Below are 16,993 nucleotides of genomic sequence, written 5' to 3'. Positions count from 1 at the left end.
ATGGTTTTTATTCAAATTGCGTGATGAATTTAGTGATCAGATAGCCGTCGAAAGCTTCCGAACCGCCTTCGCTGCCATAGCCACTATCTTTAATGCCCCCGAACGGTGTTTCCGGCAGTGCAAGGCCTAAGTGATTGATTGTCACCATGCCGCTTTCCAATCCGTCCGACACTTGCGTGACGGTCTTGCTGGATTGGGTGAAGACATAAGACGCCAGACCAAATGGCAGGCTGTTGGCACGGCGCAGCACATCATCGGTATCTTTAAATGAGGTCACCGCTGCAATCGGGCCAAACGGCTCTTCGGTCATCAATCGTGAATCTTCCGGCGGGTTAAACACCACTGTCGGCGCATAGAAATGGCCGCGATTGCCGATGCGCTCGCCGCCGCACATGATCTTGGAACCATTGCCGCGTGCTTCCTGCACAAAACCATCAATCGCTTCAACGCGACGCGCATTGACCAATGGCCCCATCTGGCTGTCGGCATCCAGACCATTCCCAACTTTTACCTTGGCAATATTGGCGCTGAAGCGTTCCAAAAACTGCTCCTGCACTTTTTCATGCACATAAAACCTTGTCGGTGAAACACAAACCTGACCGGCATTTCTGACCTTTGAAGCAGCCATAATATCGGCAGCGCGTTCCACATCCGCATCAGGGAAAATCAGCACCGGCGCATGGCCGCCAAGTTCCATTGTCGAGCGCTTCATATGGAGTGATGCTAAGGAAGCCAGCTGCTTGCCAACCGGCACCGAACCGGTGAAGCTCACTTTAGCGGTGATCGGCGAGGCAATCAGATAGCTGGAAATTTCTGCCGGTACACCCCAGACCAGATTGAGACAACCATCCGGCAGACCTGCATCCTGCATAGCGCGCGCCAGCGCCACCACTGCACTTGGTGTTTCTTCAGGGCCTTTGAGAATAAGCGTACAACCGGAACCAATGGCGGCTGCAATTTTGCGGATTGCCTGATTGGCCGGAAAATTCCACGGCGTGAAAGCCACACAAACGCCGATCGGCTCACGCACAACAAGCTGACGTACATTTTCAGCACGAGCCGGAATGACACGACCATAAATGCGGCGGCCTTCTTCTGCATGCCAGTCAAGCAAATCGGCACAAGCCATGATCTCGCCACGCGCTTCCACAAATGGCTTGCCCTGATCAAGTGTCATATTACGGGCAATTTCATCAGCACGTTCACGGATCAGATCACCGGCACGGCGCATGATTTTGGAGCGCTCCATCGGCGAGCTTTTCTTCCAGCTGCGGAATGCTTTCTGCGCCGCATCCAAAGCCGCATCCAGATCATCGCGGGTCGCATGCGGCAGACGTGCCAGCACCTGTTCGTCAGCAGGGTTGAAAACATCTTCACCCTTGCGACCACCTTCTTCACCAATCCAACGGCCATTGATCAGAAGTTGCAGTTTTTCAGAATACATTTTCATCTCCACTCAATTTCAAGAGCATTTCCAGCAAAAAATCAGATAAAGGCTTCAATCAGGAACGGGCCTTTGCGCGAACAAGCATGAGCAAACAGATCGGCAAATTCCTCAGCCGTGGAAGCGCGTGCACCTTCCACACCCATGCCTTTGGCAAGGCTCACCCAATCCAATGTCGGGTTCACCAGATCAAGCATATGCGTTGCATTGCGTCCGGCAACACCGGCACCAACATTTTTCAACTCATGATGCAGGATCGCATAACGCTGATTGGCAAAAATAACGGTGACAATATCCAGCTCTTCACGCGCGTGCGACCACAGCGCCTGAAGCGTATACATGCCGCTGCCATCAGCTTGCAAAGCCACCACTTTGCGATCTGGGCAGGCAATTGCCGCACCCGTTGCCAATGGCAAACCGATACCGATTGCACCACCGGTTAATTGCAGAAAATCATGCGGTGCCGATGAATGGGTGAAGTTAAAAAAATCACGCCCTGAACTGATGGATTCGTCCACCACAACCGCATTTTCCGGCATCAACGCACCAATAACGGTGGCGATCTTGTTAGAATTTAACTGACCTGTCGGCAAAATAGCTTTTTCACGCTTGTTGAGCGTTACCGGTGCATTGGCAGGAATGCCCAATTCATCTGCCAGCCATTGCAGTGCATGGATCAGATCGCATGTATTATCCGCATAAGGAATAACCGTTGCTTCCGGCTTTAAAAATGTGCTCGGCTTGCCCGGATAAGCAAAAAACGCCACCGGTTCTTTCGCGCCAATCAGGATCATCTGATCGACATCGGCAAGATCGGCTGTTGCATCTTCTGCTCGATATTTAACACGGTCAATCGCCACACGGCCAGCACCGCGCTGCATACGGCCATTGGATTGCTGGGCAAGAATGCGCACACCTGTGCTTTCCGCAATGCGGCCTGCAATTACCAAGCCTTCTTCACGCAGTGCCATGCCGGAAAGCAACAACATTGTGCGCTTACCATTGCGGATAGCACTTGCTGCTTCGCGCACCGCTTCCTCGCTCACCTGCTGAGGTTTTGGTTTGGCACGTGGTGTCACCTTGCCATTCTGCACTTCATTCCATGCCGCATCGGCAGGCAAAATGAGTGTCGCAATTTGGCCGGGCTTAGCACTTGCCACTTCAATCGCATCACTGGCATCATTGATCACATCATCAGAGGATTTGGTGGTGCGCACCCATGCCGAAACCGGCTTGGCAATACCTTCAATGTCACTGGTCAGCGGTGCGTCATATTGCAAATGGTAGGTCGCGTGATCACCGACAATATTGACCATCGGTGTAAAAGCACGTCGTGCATTGTGCAAATTCGCAATACCATTGCCAAGGCCGGAGCCCAAATGAAGCAGCGTTGCCGCAGGCTTATCGGCCATGCGGGCATAGCCGTCTGCCGCGCCCGTCACCACGCCTTCAAACAGGCCGAGAACGCAGCGCATTTCCGGTTTCCGGTCGAGAGCTGCCACAAAATGCATTTCCGATGTACCCGGATTTGCAAAACAGACATCAATCTCATGCGCAAGCAGCGTATCGCAAAGGGCGTCAGCACCGTTCATTTTCATCTTTTGTCCTAACTTACCAAGGCAGATATTTCTTACTGTTTAAGTGACATGCCGCAAAGCACATGCGACATGTCCGGTTGAGAAACGCGATCCGCTTACGGGACAAACATGAACACGAGTTGCGGAACAAAGGTTGTAATAAGCAACGGGATCAGCATCAGCAGCACAAAAGGCCAGACCCCGCGCACAATGGTGGTAAAGCTTTCTTTAAAGACACTCATCGCCACGAATAGATTGATACCGACAGGCGGGGTGATGTAGCCAATCTCAAGATTGACTGTAGTGATCACACCCACATGCACCGGATCAAAACCATGTGCCTGCATCAATGGAAGCAGCAATGGCGAGAGGATCAGAATGGCTGAACCCACATCCATGAAGCAACCGGCAATCAGCAAGATCACGTTCATTGTCAGACCAGCCGTTACCGGATTGGTGATCCACTGGCTGAGCCACTCAACCAGCATTTTCGGAATGCCTTCATAGTCGAGAATGGTGTTGAAACTACCTGCAATCGCCAAAAGCGGCAGCAGGGTTCCGAACAAACGCACGGACTCGCCCAACATAGCGGTAAAGTCTTTCATTGTCAGATCGCGATAGATCAGACCTTCAACCGCCAAGGCATAAACAAGCGATACAACAGCGGCTTCCGTTGCGGTGAAATAGCCAGTGTAAATACCGCCAAGCAACAGAACCGGCAAGAACATGGCAGGCCCGCCGCGTCGCATAGCAGTCAGCAAGCGACGGAAAGAGAATTGACCGCGTGCTCTGATCGGCGCAACAATCACACAATAAACAACGAAGAAAACTGTCATCAACAGGCCGGGACCAATGCCGCCCATGAACAATTTTACAATCGAAGTATCAGTGATAATGCCATAAAGCATCATCGGAATAGATGGCGGAATGAGAATGCCAAGCGTACCGCCAGAGCACAAAAGCCCCAAAGCCAAATGCTTGGAATAGCCTTCACGCAACAAAGCCGGATACATAATTGAGCCGATAGCTGCCAGTGTCACAATGGACGAGCCGGAGATAGCTGCAAAAACCGCACAAGCCAGAATGGTTGCAACCGCCAAACCGCCACGAATATTGGCGGTCAGCTCAATCATAATATCAATGAGGCGCTGTGCAATCACACCGCGGCTCATAATATTACCAGCCAGAATAAACATCGGAATTGGCAACAGCACGTCACGATCGACGGTGAACCATAAATCCTGAATGAAAAATTCGACCGATGAATTGCGCGCCACAAACTGGTGAACACACATGACCGCAAAGGCCAGCACAAGCACCATTGGCTGACGCAAAACTACGAGTAAGAGACTGCTCGCTGTAATCAGAAAACCGGTCATATGTCACCTCCGCCGTCCCGTGGACGCAGAGCCGGAACCACTACAAACATCAAAAATTTGATCGCTGCAAAACCAAAGGCAAAAATCAGCACGCTCTGAATGGCCCAGATATTCACGGGCAGCGTCATATCGCGCTCGCCGATCGAATAAGTGCTGTAGATGAAAAGATAGCTCGCATAAGCAAGACCGAGGCACAAAAGGCAGGACAGAAAATCTGCCAAACGCGCGGCAAGGGCATCAAATTTTTCTGGCACCAATTTGTCGAGCACTGTCGGGCGCAAATGGCCACCATGCGAAATTACGTAAGAAAAGCCCATGATACCGGCAACAGCCATGCAATAAACGGCCACGCGCTGCGCACCAAAAACACCTTGCCCCAGCACTTCACGGCCAAAAATGTCGACCACAAGCGCCACAGTGCCTGCAATAAAGAAGACGTAACAAACGACAGTTTCGATTTTGACGATCAGATTATAAAGGCAGCGTAATACAGGTGAAACCTGCCCGCTTGCCTCGCTCACTGATGATAGATTTTCTGTTTTTTCCATCGCTCAATCTCATATTTTGCGGAAAATATATTGGCTATATTTTGCGCGGCTCACATTTTGCGTGGTTGCTGTCCGTAGGTGCGGAATTTTTGCAAAACAGTAGTGATCTCTTCGTCACTCAACACCGGCGGTTCGCCGAGCGGCAGGCAAAGCAGATATTGCGTTGCCAGTTCTTCTACTGTCACTGCCAATGCCAAGGCACGGGCAATCGAAACATGCCCCGCCAGCACACCGTGATGTGCCATCAGGCAGGCACGGCGGCCTTCCATCGCGATGAGAAGTTCATCAGCCAGTTCTTGCGTGCCGAAGGTTGCATAACCGGAGCAGCGGATGTCTTTGCCGCCGGCAGCTGCAATCATATAATGGATGGCAGGAATGGACTTCTTCATCACCGACAAAGCGGATGCATGGGTGGAATGGGTGTGAACCAGAGCATTGAGATCGTCGCGCGCTTGTAAAACGTCACGATGAAAACGCCATTCGCTGCTTGGCAGAATGTCGCCTTCAAAATTCCCTTCCCAGTCCAGCTGCACAATATGTTCAGGTTTCAACTGTTCATAAGGAATGCCAGTGGGCGAAATCAGCAAACCATTGCCGTTGCGCACACTGATATTGCCTGACGTTCCCCGATTGATGCCAAGCTTGTTCATATTGCAACAAGCATCAATCAGTTCTTGTCTGAGTGCTCTCTCCTCCGGCGAAAATGACATTTTCGCACCCCCCTTTAGTGTCTGTGTTTGAAACGCGCTTAAACTCCCGCGCGCGTTTCAGGTGGTAATCTCGCGTGGCAAAACAGCAGCGTAGTCTTTTAACTCCAGCCCTGCTTCAGCCAATAATTCTTCCGTATGTTCAGCAAAAGCTGGTGGTTTCATCCGGTAGCTTGCCGGTGTGCGTGACAATTTCACCGGACTGCCCGTACCACGATAATCCTCAATATCAACAATCATGCCGCGCGCATGAGTGTGCGGATCATTGACAACTTCATCAATGCTGCGCACGGCACCGCATGGCACACCGGATGTCACCAAGGTTTCAGCAATCACCGCACATTCATGGTCAACCAATGCGGCTTCCAACTCGACCTTCAAGGCATCACGATTTTTATTGCGCTCCGCATTGCTGACAAAACGCGGATCCTCTGCCACATGCGAAATATTTAAAATTTTGCACAAAGTGGCGAACTGGCGATTATTGCCAACGGCCAAAAACAGAGCACCGGTTTTGGTGGCATAAGTGTCGTAAGGCGAAATATTCGGATGCGCATTGCCGGAAGGCTTTGCCACTTTGCCGTTGAGATAAAAATTCGGCAAATGCGGATGCAGTAATGAAACACCACAATCATAAAGTGCCGCTTCAACAAACTGGCCTTTGCCGCTTGTGTTGCGCTCTTGCAATGCCAGCAAAACGCCAATCGCAGCATTAAGACCCGTCACCATATCAACAACCGGCAGTCCAACGCGCAATGGTTCGCCGCCACGCTCGCCATTCACACTCATAATACCGCTGAGCGCCTGAATGGCCGCGTCATAGCCCGGACGTCCACCATAAGGACCATCCGCTCCAAAGCCCGAAACACGGCAATGCACTAAACGCGGGAAGCGTTGCGCCAGCATCTCCTGCCCGATGCCCCATTTTTCCAATGTGCCGACTTTAAAATTTTCAACGAAAACATCAGCCGTTTCAAGCATGTGCAAGAGCAGTTCACGTCCCGCTTCTTGCGAGAAATCAACCGACATGCCTTTTTTGTTGCGGTTCAGCCCCAGAAAATAACTGGCCGCATCGCCCAGAAACGGCGGCCCCCAGCCACGGGTTTCATCACCCTGCGGCGGCTCGATTTTAATCACTTCCGCGCCGTGGTCAGCCAGAATTTGCGTGCAGTAAGGCGCACCTAAAACACGGCTGACATCAATCACCCGCAAGCCTGCCAACGCACCCTGCGCGTGGTTTTGGTGTTGCCCTTGATTATGATTGTCCGAATTTGTCATTATGCCCCCTCACATTTCTTTCAAAATCGCCGAACCAAAACCGCTATTGAAGATCAGCGGTCATCAATTCTGCAAATTGCGGATAGGTTTCAGCCAGCTCCTCCAGCACCTCCCCGCGTAACAATTTCAAAGTCTCGGTGTCAGGATCAGGCGTTGCGCCCAAATCATCAGCCACATCAAAAGCAAAGCCGGTCGCTTCACGAATATTATCCAATGTTTGCCCCGGATGGATGCTTTTGAGCACGAAGCACGCTTTCTTTTTATCAAAATGAAACAAGGCACGGCTGGTCAGCAATGCATGCGGCCCGCCATTACGCTCGACATTCGGCGCGGATGTGCCCGGCGCACTGATAAAATCCACCTTCTCCACCAGCACACGCGGGCTATGCTCCTCCCGAAACAAAATGACGCGCGGCACCTGAAAATAGAGAAAGCTGGAGCCAAAAGATCCAGGCCAGCGCACTTTGCTCTGCGGATATTCGCCCACACCCACCAGATTAATATTGCCTTGGCCGTCAATCTGCCCGCCGCCCAAGAAAAACGCATCAATGCGTCCCTGCGCTGCGCAATCAAACAATTCCACACTGCCATTAGTGAAGAAATTATGTTTGACCGAACCAAGAATAGAAATGCGAACAGGCAGATTACCGGCCGCTTTTTCACGCGCACGCAACAACATGGAAGCTGCCGCCGGAATGGGAGATGACGCCCCCACCGCCACATGGCGCACTCCTTGCAAAAGACCAGCAATGGTTACAATCAAACGCTCACGATCAGTTACGGGTTTCATGCGCCTTGCTCCTGCATCCATGAAGCAGTTGCCAGATAATCGGCAAAGCCTTCTTCTGTCTGTGCGGCCTTGGCGTAAACAGCTATTTCTTGAGCATCCGCCGGATATTCACCCCAAACACCATAAGGTGTGGCACCATTTGGCACATGGGCGACAGCATCCACATAAAGCGCCGGCAAAACACCAGCCGCTATCACTTCATCATCAAGCAGATTATCCTGGCTAATTTTTTCAACCGTAATCAATGTGTGTTTGGCCGCATAAGCCATCGTTGCCAATTCACGCCGCCGTCCAATCCAGATATTGCCGTATTTGTCGGCCAGCGGCGCATGAAAGAGCGCATAATCCGGCTGAATGGCAGGGATCAGTACAAGCGGATCATTTTCCCCGAACGGATTGTCGATCAGTTTCCAATCCTTGCGGTTCTTAAAAACGTCAGAGCCAATAAGTCCACGGATCGGTAAAAACGGCACGCCTTTTTGTGCAGCGATCAATCCCGCATGAATGGCCGGACATGTGGCATCCATCAGTTTAATCGAGCCTTGTTTAACCGCACGGTTGAAACATGGCGCCCCGCCTGCCTCACCAAGACTGACAGCACTGGTTTCCACGCAAGCAACCAGACCTGCACCCACCAACATATCCACCTGCATGCCGCCGGTCGGCACACAAATAAGATGCAAACCACCAATATTTTGACGGATGATTTCGGCAGTGCCCGCCATTGAAACACCAGCATAATCCACCGGCACTGCCAGTTTTGCTCCGCTCGGGATACGCGCAACCAGTTCTGACAGATTAACACGCTCTGTCATGGCTTTATGCCTTATCCGTATTGAAATAATTGCCTAAATCAAAAGCGGAGAAAATACCGCGACTGGTGACAACGCCCGACACCAAATGCGGCGGTGTCACGTCAAAAGCCGGATACCAGCCCTTAGCTAATGGAGAAGCAGTGCGCAGGCCTAAGCAATGCAAGCTTTCCTGCGGGTCGCGATCTTCCATCGGCACATCAGCAGCCGTTTTTGCTGATTTATCCGGTGTCTGCACCATGGCGAAATAAGGCAGGCCAAAATGATTAGCCGAAAGCGCATGTTGCAAAGTACCAACCTTGTTGATGACATGGCCGGACATCGAAACACGATCAGCAGCGGTCATCAAACGGCTGATTTTACCAAGGCTCATAGCATGGGCGCCCATATTGTCGGTAATAACCGTTACCTCAATGCCCATTTCAGCCAGACTATGAGCGGTCAAACGAGCACCCTGCAAATAGGGGCGCGTTTCCGAGCAATAAAACTGAAATTTTTTGCCCATCCGCAGGGCAGCGGCGGCAGTTTCAACAATGGTGGATTCTGCCCAGCAATGGGTCAAAACCGTATCACCATCCTCAATCACACGGCCACCATATTCACCCAAATTACGTGCGGTCTGGCGCTTGGCAGCCCAGATTTCCTGCACACGAGCTTCAAAGTCACTCAAAAACCGATCACCATCCAGCACAAGGCTTTTCGCATCTTTCAAAAGCTGCGCAATGACGTGGGCAATGTGATTATTGGTGGCGCGGGTCGCAACCAAGCGCGCCCCGTCTTTTTGCATTGAACCCAAACGCTCACTAGCAGACTTCAATTTCGCAGCTTCACGCGCTGCCAATACCATACCCGCACTGGCCGCATAAAAAGGGCCGCCGCTTTGTGTCACCATCTCCTCGATGGCAACCGCAACATCTTCAACTGTCTTGCAGGTGACAAATGTTGTTTCAAACGGGAAAACGCGTCGGTCGAGAATACGGACGCAATCCGGCTCAAGCAAAACGCTTTCGCGCATAATGGTAGGCATGGTGATCATTTGCATAATTTCCTCCAAGCAGGCTCATATCGCTCCCAATATGTTATTTGCCCGCTTGAAAGATATTATCATATCAAAATTTAATAATTGCAATATTTAAATTTTTTATACCAAAAAAGACTATTTTACAGCCTCATGACTGGAGCGCCAGTCCTGTGCTTCCGCATATTTAACCCGTAAATAGTCCATTAATTCAATAAAGGCCTCTTCGGCAGCACGATTATTCCGGCTATAGATCGCCATCAGAATACGACGATGCAGTCCGCAAATAATCATCCGGTCGCGGAATTTGAACATCACCATATTGGCAGGTGGAATCAATACTTCCAGCAATCCTTGCAGGAAGAAGCTATAAACACCATTGCCGGTGGCAGCCGCAATTGCCTGATGAAAACCAACATCAGCCGCGCAAAATTCCACGTCGCTGATCGAGGCATCTTCTTGCTGTAACAGCAATTTTTCCATATTGATCAGGTCTTCATCGGTGCGTCTTTGCACGGCATAAGACAAGCAAATAAGCCCGGTATCGTGGCGAAATTCAGCAATATCAACCAGAGAAAACGAGCCGAGACTGCTCAGCAACATCATGATGCCGACCATGTTTTCGCGCGCTTGTTCAAAGCTTGGGCGATTGACGAAAGTACCACCTCCAGGCCCGCGCTTGGAGCGCACCAAATGCTGGGCAGCCAAACGCTTCAGCACTTCACGGATGGTTGGCCCCGAAACACCATAATGCTCCGCCAGCTCCTCTTCCGTCAGCAAGCGTTCACCGATTTTGAGATCACCGTTCAAGATACTATCACGGATGTCATCAGCGATCTGGCGCGTGATATTGCGCGGTGTTGTCGTATCCGCAGAATTTTCAACCGTCAGGTCGTTTTTCAAATCACTCATAGCTACCTTCTTCACTCCCACCCTTGCAGCATGCCGTAATCTGCGCTCTATAACAATAGATATTGACAGCGAAATTCTAAATTGTGATATGATAATTAAACGAATGCGTAGAATAATATGATCTGATTAATGGGAGAATAGTCAGATCATGCTCATTTTGCCCCTGTTTTGAGAAAACCATTTGGAGGAAACTCAAACACATCTGCAAAATGTCTGACAGAATCTCTTCCGGAAACTGAGGCATTATGACGGACGCAGCCAACCAGCCATTGGCGAAAGCTTTTAATGAAGAGACGCTAAAGCGTTACATCGCATCGCAGCCCCATCTTCATCAAATATTCGGCAATGATTTAAGCGATGTGCGCGTTGATGAAATTGGCGACGGCAATTTAAACTTTGTTTTCTTCGTCACCAATAAGCAAGCGGCACTCGCTTTCAAACAGGCGCTGCCATATTCACGCATGTCAGGCGGTGCACGCGCCTTAACCTGCGAGCGACTGGCATTTGAAACCGCAGCTTTGCGCGAATTTGCACGCCTTGCACCGGATTACATTCCGCATATCCATCATTTTGACACCGAGCAGTCTTTGATGGTGATGGAGTTTTTGTCCCCCCATATCATCATGCGCAAAGGCATGATTGATGGCGTGGAATATCCAAAATTTGCCGATCATATTTCAACATATCTGGCCAAATGTCTTTATGGCACCTCGGATTTTGCACTCGATCCGTCAAAAAAGCGCGAAATGGTGGCCTATTTCGCCCGTAATGTTGAATTATGCGAGATTACCGAACGCTTGATTTTCAACGAGCCATTTATGGCTTCCGACAGCAATCGCTGGACAAGCCCGGCTTTGGACGAAACAGTCCATGCCATCCAAAATAATCTGGCGCTGAAATTACGCGTGGCCGATCTCAAATACAAATTTCTCACCCGCTCTGAAGCTCTGCTTCATGCCGATCTTCATTCCGGCTCAATCATGCTGACTGAGGATGAAACCAAAGTCATTGATCCTGAATTTGCGGTTTTCGGGCCGATGGCGTTTGATATCGGCATTCTGATCGGCAATTTGCTGATCAATTATTATGCACAGGAAGCCTATGCAACAGCGGAGAATGACCGCGCCGCTTATCGCCTTTCTGTGCTGAAAATGATCGAAGATATCTGGTCAGGTTTCATAGAAAAATTCAGCCATCTTTGGCACGAAGGCCGGACAGGGGGCGCTTATAGTGATCAAGGTTTTGCGCAAACCAATGGCGCAACTGTTACAGCGCTTGACACCGTGCTGCATGATTATCTCGACAATCTTTTGCAGGACAGTATCGGCTATGCTGCCACAGAAATGATCCGCCGCACCGTTGGCCGCGCCCATGTCATTGATGTTGATATGATTAAAGATGATGAAAATCGTGCGGGCATTGAGAAAAAAATCCTGCAATTTGCAGCACAAATCCTGCAAAGCCCGAAGAAATATAAATCTATTGCTGAATTTCTGGAGCCTGCAAAACAGGCAAAATAGATCATCTTTGAAGCAAAACTAATGAGAAGCCGGCGGCGTCAAAATTTTTCTGATGCAACCGGCTTTTTGCCTTTTAAAAGTCGCCATCATCTCGTTCTCTTACATTATTGGTTTTTTAGTCAAACCATGTAATTGTCTCATCAGTTTAGTTGCCCTTTAACGTGTAAGATTTGCTTTGATGACAACGCACTCAGAAAACGCCTCCACGCTCTCGCAACCGGTTATTATTGTGCGCACCGGACAGGACGCACAAAATCCTCATATCGGCATTTTAACCATCGGCGACTGGAGCGTGAAATGCTCCACCGGCCGCAATGGTCTGGTAAATGCTGCTGATAAGCGCGAAGGGGACGCCAAAACGCCGATTGGCCGCTATCCGCTGCGTTATGGATTTTATGATCCTACAGTTTTCAGTGATGCTTTCCGCAGCTTTGATTTTCCGTTTTTGCCAAAGCCGGAAAATTATCGCTGGAGCGAAGATTCGAACAGTGAATTTTACAATCAACTCGTTTTTGAAACCGATGAAAACCAGCCTTCGCGCCGTGGTGAAAGACTGTTTGATGTCTTTATTCCGGTCGGCTGGAATGATGCCGTGCCGGTTAAAGGTACAGGTTCTGCAATTTTCATCCATGCGGCGCGCCCTGATTATAGCGGCACAGCCGGTTGTGTGGTTGTAGCGCATGAGCATTTGGAAGAACTTGCCCGCCGTTTGAAGCCAGGCATGATGATTGATATTCAATCAGCAAGTGCCACAAATGATAATCTTGGCGATAAGACGGGCAAATAAATGCAAAGCAATCTCACTTCGATCGAAACAGTCAGTTTTTACGGACTGCATAAAGGCCCGCGCCTGATTGTTACCGGCTCCGTGCATGGCAATGAGCCCGCTGGCCCCTTGGCAATTGCTCGTCTCATGGAAGAATTCCGCTCCGGCAAACGGCAATTATTGCGCGGTCAGGTGACATTCGTGCCGGTCGTTAATGGGCTGGCGCGTCATAATAATACTCGTATCGGCGACCGTAATCTCAATCGCAACTTAGCCGAAAGCGCCATTCCGCAGGATAATGAAGACCGTGTGGCCAATGTCCTGTGCCCGCTTTTTCGTAGTGCTGATGTGCTGATTGACCTCCATTCATTTAATTCACAAGGCCACGCTTTTGCGCTTATCGGCCCGCATGACAATGATGGTGAACTTGAGCCTTTCAAATATGCGAAAGCTGAAGAAAAACTGGTCAAATCCTTCGGCCTGCCGATGGTCGTTTATGGCTGGCTTCCTGCCCATGAAAAAGCGCTCGAAATGAAGCGCCAAGCGGGTGTGACCGAAGATCTTGCCTCATTGCATGGTGTCGGAACCACTGAATATATGCGCTTTTCCGGCGGCTATGCCATTACGGTTGAGTGTGGCCAGCACCTTGACCCCCAAGGGCCGCAGGTCGGTTATGATTGTGTCGTCAACGGCATGCTGACACTGGGAATGATTAAAGGCATACAGCCAAAAGTGCCCGCCCCGCGCACTTTAGAAATCTGCGATCCGATTTTAAGCCAGCATCCTGATGATCGTCTGGTCAAACATTTTACCGCCGGTGAAGCGGTCAAAGCAGGCGAGATTATCGGCAAACGTGCTGACGGGCGTGATATTGTCATGCCTTATGACGGCGCCATTATCTTTGCCTCGCTTTCAGCCGATTTGCATGAGGAGCTTTGTTTCCTCTGCAAAGACAGCGATCGCTTAAAAAGCTAATATTAAAAAGGCAGCATTTTCAAATGCTGCCTTTTTTATTTTATGCAGTGAGCAATGTCAGCGTGTAAACCGCGAACAGCACCAGATGCAAAAGCCCCTGAATAGCGGTGGTTTTCTGCCCCAGATAGGTAAAAGCGCTCAAACCGATCGTCAGTGCAAAAAGCACGGTTTCAATGGCTGAAATACCAAAGATCACGGTTTTTCCGGTCAATAGGCCAATTGCCAGCACCGCCGGAACCGTCAGGCCGACCGTCGAAACAAATGCCCCAAGACATAGATTAACCGCGCGCTGCGTTTCATTATTCAGCGCTGCTTTAACCGCCGTGATAGATTCCGGCGTGAAAACAATGATAGCAATCAACAAACCGCCAAGCGCAATCGGCGCGCCGGTTGTTGCCACGCCATAATCAATGATGATTGCCAGATATTTGGACAACAAAACAATCGGCACCATGAAAGCGACAAGCTTGATGGCATGGCCAATGTTTTTGCGCATATCAAGCCGCACTTTTTCAACCTGTTCGCCCTCAGCGCTTTCAACGCGGGCAATCGACATCGCCCCCATTGGCGGCTGCTGAAAGTGCGTTTTATATTGCCCCATCTGGAAATATAGAAAACTCGCATAAATCAGGATCGTTAGGCTGGCGATAACCACTGCCTGTATGGCAGAAAAGCCACCTAAATTTTGCAGCAATGTATTGGGCAGCAAAAATGCCATGCCTGCCAGCACGATAATCATCGACACATAAGACAATGCGCCTTGAGCATTATACTCCTGCTCGCCATGGCGCAATGCTCCGGCCAGCAAACAAAGGCCGGTGACCAAATTCATGATGATCATCATCACCGCAAAAATTGAATCACGCCCGATAGTTGGCGCCTCACCCGGCCCCAACAGCACCGAAACAATCAAAATCACTTCGATTAAGACGATCGATAAGGTCAGGATAAGCGTCCCGTAAGGCTCGCCCAATTGTTGCGCCAATTCATCCGCTTCATGCACCACACCAAAAGATGCGGCCAAAATCGTCGTAAACAAAATTGCAAAGCCGATGAGTGCCGTGCCAAGCGACATTTCTGCACTGAACCAATTTGAGCCAAACAGTAAAAATACAGCCACCACGCACCAGATGGTGATGAGTTTGAAAGCGGTGACAAGCTGGGGGGAATGTGTCAGTCGGGACATTTTTAAACAACCACTTTTGGGGTCGTCCCCGCCTGAATTACACTGTTCGGGTCGTCCCGAATGCGGCTTCATAAAAAAGCAGTGATCTCTTATCTCATCGAGATAATGTACATGCCGGATTAATCGTCCGGCTTGCTTTTGCCTTATATATAAAAATCACCGCAGTTTCAAACAAGGTTTTGCAGGCTTAATCTCTTTCTTATGTCGATCAATTTCCCCCTTCGCCGATCTGCGAATGAATGCTGCATCTTCGCGTTTATTCTGCGACTCAAATTATAGATAAAATTGTAAAACTGTTTCTAAAAAATCTGCTCGCCTCCCATTTAAAATCGTAGAAATCAGGAAATATATGCCCTTCCTCTAAATTCCTCTAATTTCAATCGGCTAAAATTTCAAATTTTACATAATAATTATAATGACTTATTTAAATTATCTATAATTATTACCAGCAATCCTTCTCACTTAAAAAATAATAGATTATTTAGCTTGCATTTTTAAAGTTCGATCACTTATTATAGATAATTCAGAATAATCGGAGATTATAATATGCTGGTAACGGCAAAACAAAGCCTCGCTCCTTCCACTTTGGTCAAAAAATTTGGCCTTGTGCTGTGCGCAGCAACTCTCATTACCATCGCTGCAAAGGTGCAAATCCCATTCTGGCCGGTTCCAATGACCTTACACACATTGGCAGTCCTGACATTATCGGTCGCTCTCGGGCCACGTCTCGGTTTTGCGGCAATGGCCACTTATCTCGCCGCTGGCCTAAGCGGTTTACCGGTTTTTTCCGGCTCACCTGAGCGTGGCATCGGTTTTGCCTATGCGATGGGGCCAACGGGCGGCTATTTGATCGGTTATTTGCTCGCCAGCTGGCTGACACCAACTTTGGCTGCTTCAGGCAATCTCCTGCGCACAGGTGCTGCCATGCTGATCGGGTTGGCTGTGACCTATATTTGCGGCCTGCTCTGGCTGACAGCATTTGTACCCGCCAGCAATCTGGTGGCCACCGGTCTCACCCCATTCTTATTTGGCGATCTGGTTAAAGTCGCTTTAAGCGTTGCGCTTATTTGTGGCTGGCAAAGCTTTGCTAAGGGAAGAAACCCATGATCCGCACCGACTGGAGCATGGAAGAAGCGCGTATTATTCACGCGCTGCCCTTCCCCGATCTCATGCACCGTGCACAAGACATTCATCGTCACTATTTCGACCCTACAGTGATTGAAACAGCAAGCCTTTTATCAATTAAAACCGGTGGTTGCCCGGAAGATTGCGGCTATTGCTCACAAAGCGCCCACCATGACACCGGCGTCAAAGCCACCAAGCTGATGGATGTCGATGATGTGCTAAAGGCCGCGCGGCGTGCCAAAACATCAGGTGCGCAACGCTTTTGCATGGGTGCTGCATGGCGTAGCCCGAAAAACCGTGACATGGACAAGCTTTGCGCCATGGTCAAAGGTGTGCGCGAAATGGGTTTGGAAACCTGTATGACGCTTGGCATGTTATCGCCGGAACAAGTTGCGCAACTCAAAGCCGCAGGGCTCGATTTTTATAATCATAATATTGATACATCGCCTGAATATTACCGCGAAATTGCAACCACCCGAACCATGGAAGACCGCTTGGAAACAGTGGAGCATGTGCGCAAAGGCGGTATTAAAGTCTGTTGCGGCGGCATTTTGGGTATGGGCGAAAAGCTCGAAGACCGCATTTCCATGCTTGTGACACTGGCCACATTGCCCGCCCACCCCGATAGCGTGCCGATTAATCTCTGGAACGAGATCGACAAAACACCGGTTCAGCAGCGTGCGCAACCAGTTGATCCCTTTGCACTGGTAAGAACCATCGCTTTAGCGCGCATTTTAATGCCGCAAAGTGTGGTGCGCCTTTCCGCCGGCCGCACGGGCATGAGTGAAGAATTGCAGGCTTTATGCTTTTTAGCCGGTGCCAATTCTATTTTTGTCGGCGATGTTTTGCTCACCACCGGCAATCCGGCTGCCTGGCAGGACCAATCCATGATTGATCGCCTTGGCATGCGCTTCGCACCAGCCAATATGGCACAGTGCACAGAAGCAGCTGAATAG

At 49.9% G+C, this 16,993-nt stretch carries 16 protein-coding genes; 5 read left to right on the top strand and 11 right to left on the bottom strand.

Annotated features, from left to right (window positions below; genetic code table 11):
* Window positions 1-7 precede the first annotated feature (7 nt).
* The 10 genes from ABDZ76_RS15060 to ABDZ76_RS15015 form a co-directional block, all read right to left on the bottom strand.
* Window positions 8-1,444: an NAD-dependent succinate-semialdehyde dehydrogenase gene (locus ABDZ76_RS15060; RefSeq protein WP_343807229.1), complete on the bottom strand. Its 1,437-nt coding sequence runs from the start codon at window positions 1,442-1,444 to the stop codon at window positions 8-10.
* A gap of 41 nt (window positions 1,445-1,485) precedes the next feature.
* Window positions 1,486-3,036: an acetolactate synthase large subunit gene (locus ABDZ76_RS15055; protein WP_343807377.1), complete on the bottom strand. Its 1,551-nt coding sequence runs from the start codon at window positions 3,034-3,036 to the stop codon at window positions 1,486-1,488.
* A gap of 101 nt (window positions 3,037-3,137) precedes the next feature.
* Window positions 3,138-4,400: a TRAP transporter large permease gene (locus ABDZ76_RS15050; RefSeq protein WP_343807226.1), complete on the bottom strand. Its 1,263-nt coding sequence runs from the start codon at window positions 4,398-4,400 to the stop codon at window positions 3,138-3,140.
* A complete protein-coding gene (locus ABDZ76_RS15045; protein ID WP_343807223.1) occupies window positions 4,397-4,948 on the bottom strand; it encodes a TRAP transporter small permease in 552 nt (183 codons plus the stop codon). The genes ABDZ76_RS15050 and ABDZ76_RS15045 overlap by 4 nt, the downstream gene beginning before the upstream one ends.
* Window positions 4,949-4,998: 50 nt before the next feature.
* On the bottom strand, window positions 4,999-5,658 hold the full coding sequence (locus tag ABDZ76_RS15040) for an L-fuculose-phosphate aldolase (RefSeq protein WP_343807220.1): 660 nt from the start codon (window positions 5,656-5,658) through the stop codon (window positions 4,999-5,001).
* A 57-nt stretch (window positions 5,659-5,715) separates the two neighbouring features.
* Window positions 5,716-6,933, bottom strand: a complete 1,218-nt coding sequence (locus tag ABDZ76_RS15035) for a CaiB/BaiF CoA transferase family protein (protein WP_343807217.1) — start codon at window positions 6,931-6,933, stop codon at window positions 5,716-5,718.
* A gap of 43 nt (window positions 6,934-6,976) precedes the next feature.
* Window positions 6,977-7,723 carry a CoA-transferase gene (locus tag ABDZ76_RS15030; protein WP_343807215.1) on the bottom strand — a complete coding sequence of 249 codons (747 nt, stop codon included), beginning with the start codon at window positions 7,721-7,723 and terminating at the stop codon, window positions 6,977-6,979.
* Window positions 7,720-8,538, bottom strand: coding sequence for a CoA transferase subunit A (locus ABDZ76_RS15025; protein WP_343807212.1), 819 nt, complete (start codon window positions 8,536-8,538; stop codon window positions 7,720-7,722). The genes ABDZ76_RS15030 and ABDZ76_RS15025 overlap by 4 nt, the downstream gene beginning before the upstream one ends.
* 4 nt (window positions 8,539-8,542) lie before the next feature.
* Window positions 8,543-9,571 carry a s-methyl-5-thioribose-1-phosphate isomerase gene (locus tag ABDZ76_RS15020; protein ID WP_343807210.1) on the bottom strand — a complete coding sequence of 343 codons (1,029 nt, stop codon included), beginning with the start codon at window positions 9,569-9,571 and terminating at the stop codon, window positions 8,543-8,545.
* A 120-nt stretch (window positions 9,572-9,691) separates the two neighbouring features.
* Complete coding sequence (locus tag ABDZ76_RS15015) at window positions 9,692-10,465, bottom strand: FadR/GntR family transcriptional regulator (RefSeq protein ID WP_343807183.1); 774 nt, start codon at window positions 10,463-10,465, stop codon at window positions 9,692-9,694.
* 245 nt (window positions 10,466-10,710) lie between these two features.
* Between ABDZ76_RS15015 and mtnK the strand changes: the two genes are divergently transcribed.
* From mtnK to ABDZ76_RS15000, 3 genes are all read left to right on the top strand, one after another.
* On the top strand, window positions 10,711-11,985 hold the full coding sequence (gene mtnK / locus ABDZ76_RS15010; protein ID WP_343807180.1) for an S-methyl-5-thioribose kinase: 1,275 nt from the start codon (window positions 10,711-10,713) through the stop codon (window positions 11,983-11,985).
* A gap of 178 nt (window positions 11,986-12,163) precedes the next feature.
* Entirely contained in the window at window positions 12,164-12,772 is a 609-nt protein-coding gene (locus tag ABDZ76_RS15005) for a L,D-transpeptidase family protein (protein WP_343807177.1), read from the top strand.
* Window positions 12,773-13,726 (top strand): succinylglutamate desuccinylase/aspartoacylase family protein, encoded by a 954-nt coding sequence (locus tag ABDZ76_RS15000; protein WP_343807174.1) that lies wholly within the window; start codon window positions 12,773-12,775, stop codon window positions 13,724-13,726. It begins immediately after the preceding gene.
* Window positions 13,727-13,766: 40 nt separating this feature from the next.
* On the opposite strand, the gene ABDZ76_RS14995 is transcribed toward ABDZ76_RS15000, so the two are convergent.
* On the bottom strand, window positions 13,767-14,912 hold the full coding sequence (locus ABDZ76_RS14995; protein ID WP_343807171.1) for a calcium:cation antiporter: 1,146 nt from the start codon (window positions 14,910-14,912) through the stop codon (window positions 13,767-13,769).
* Window positions 14,913-15,458: 546 nt separating this feature from the next.
* Here ABDZ76_RS14995 and ABDZ76_RS14990 point away from each other — a divergent pair.
* Together ABDZ76_RS14990 and bioB are read left to right on the top strand one after the other, a co-directional pair.
* A complete protein-coding gene (locus ABDZ76_RS14990) occupies window positions 15,459-16,019 on the top strand; it encodes a biotin transporter BioY (RefSeq protein WP_343807168.1) in 561 nt (186 codons plus the stop codon).
* On the top strand, window positions 16,016-16,993 hold the full coding sequence (bioB, locus tag ABDZ76_RS14985; protein ID WP_343807165.1) for a biotin synthase BioB: 978 nt from the start codon (window positions 16,016-16,018) through the stop codon (window positions 16,991-16,993). The genes ABDZ76_RS14990 and bioB overlap by 4 nt, the downstream gene beginning before the upstream one ends.

This window comes from Paenochrobactrum glaciei (genome assembly GCF_039522165.1).
GTDB lineage: Bacteria > Pseudomonadota > Alphaproteobacteria > Rhizobiales > Rhizobiaceae > Paenochrobactrum > Paenochrobactrum glaciei.
Note: the sequence above shows the minus strand (reverse complement) of the source record. Positions and strands in the feature narration are given on the sequence as shown.

Bases quoted from the DNA above. Each gene is read 5' to 3' on its own strand.
- ABDZ76_RS15015 (WP_343807183.1), bottom strand. From the start codon at position 10,465: ATGAGTGATTTGAAAAACGACCTGACGGTTGAAAATTCTGCGGATACG.
- ABDZ76_RS15025 (WP_343807212.1), bottom strand. From the start codon at position 8,538: ATGACAGAGCGTGTTAATCTGTCAGAACTGGTTGCGCGTATCCCGAGC.
- ABDZ76_RS15055 (WP_343807377.1), bottom strand. From the start codon at position 3,036: ATGAACGGTGCTGACGCCCTTTGCGATACGCTGCTTGCGCATGAGATT.
- ABDZ76_RS15035 (WP_343807217.1), bottom strand. From the start codon at position 6,933: ATGACAAATTCGGACAATCATAATCAAGGGCAACACCAAAACCACGCG.
- ABDZ76_RS15060 (WP_343807229.1), bottom strand. From the start codon at position 1,444: ATGTATTCTGAAAAACTGCAACTTCTGATCAATGGCCGTTGGATTGGT.
- ABDZ76_RS15045 (WP_343807223.1), bottom strand. From the start codon at position 4,948: ATGGAAAAAACAGAAAATCTATCATCAGTGAGCGAGGCAAGCGGGCAG.
- ABDZ76_RS15030 (WP_343807215.1), bottom strand. From the start codon at position 7,723: ATGAAACCCGTAACTGATCGTGAGCGTTTGATTGTAACCATTGCTGGT.
- bioB (WP_343807165.1), top strand. From the start codon at position 16,016: ATGATCCGCACCGACTGGAGCATGGAAGAAGCGCGTATTATTCACGCG.
- mtnK (WP_343807180.1), top strand. From the start codon at position 10,711: ATGACGGACGCAGCCAACCAGCCATTGGCGAAAGCTTTTAATGAAGAG.
- ABDZ76_RS15000 (WP_343807174.1), top strand. From the start codon at position 12,773: ATGCAAAGCAATCTCACTTCGATCGAAACAGTCAGTTTTTACGGACTG.
- ABDZ76_RS15050 (WP_343807226.1), bottom strand. From the start codon at position 4,400: ATGACCGGTTTTCTGATTACAGCGAGCAGTCTCTTACTCGTAGTTTTG.
- ABDZ76_RS15005 (WP_343807177.1), top strand. From the start codon at position 12,164: ATGACAACGCACTCAGAAAACGCCTCCACGCTCTCGCAACCGGTTATT.
- ABDZ76_RS14990 (WP_343807168.1), top strand. From the start codon at position 15,459: ATGCTGGTAACGGCAAAACAAAGCCTCGCTCCTTCCACTTTGGTCAAA.
- ABDZ76_RS15040 (WP_343807220.1), bottom strand. From the start codon at position 5,658: ATGTCATTTTCGCCGGAGGAGAGAGCACTCAGACAAGAACTGATTGAT.
- ABDZ76_RS14995 (WP_343807171.1), bottom strand. From the start codon at position 14,912: ATGTCCCGACTGACACATTCCCCCCAGCTTGTCACCGCTTTCAAACTC.
- ABDZ76_RS15020 (WP_343807210.1), bottom strand. From the start codon at position 9,571: ATGATCACCATGCCTACCATTATGCGCGAAAGCGTTTTGCTTGAGCCG.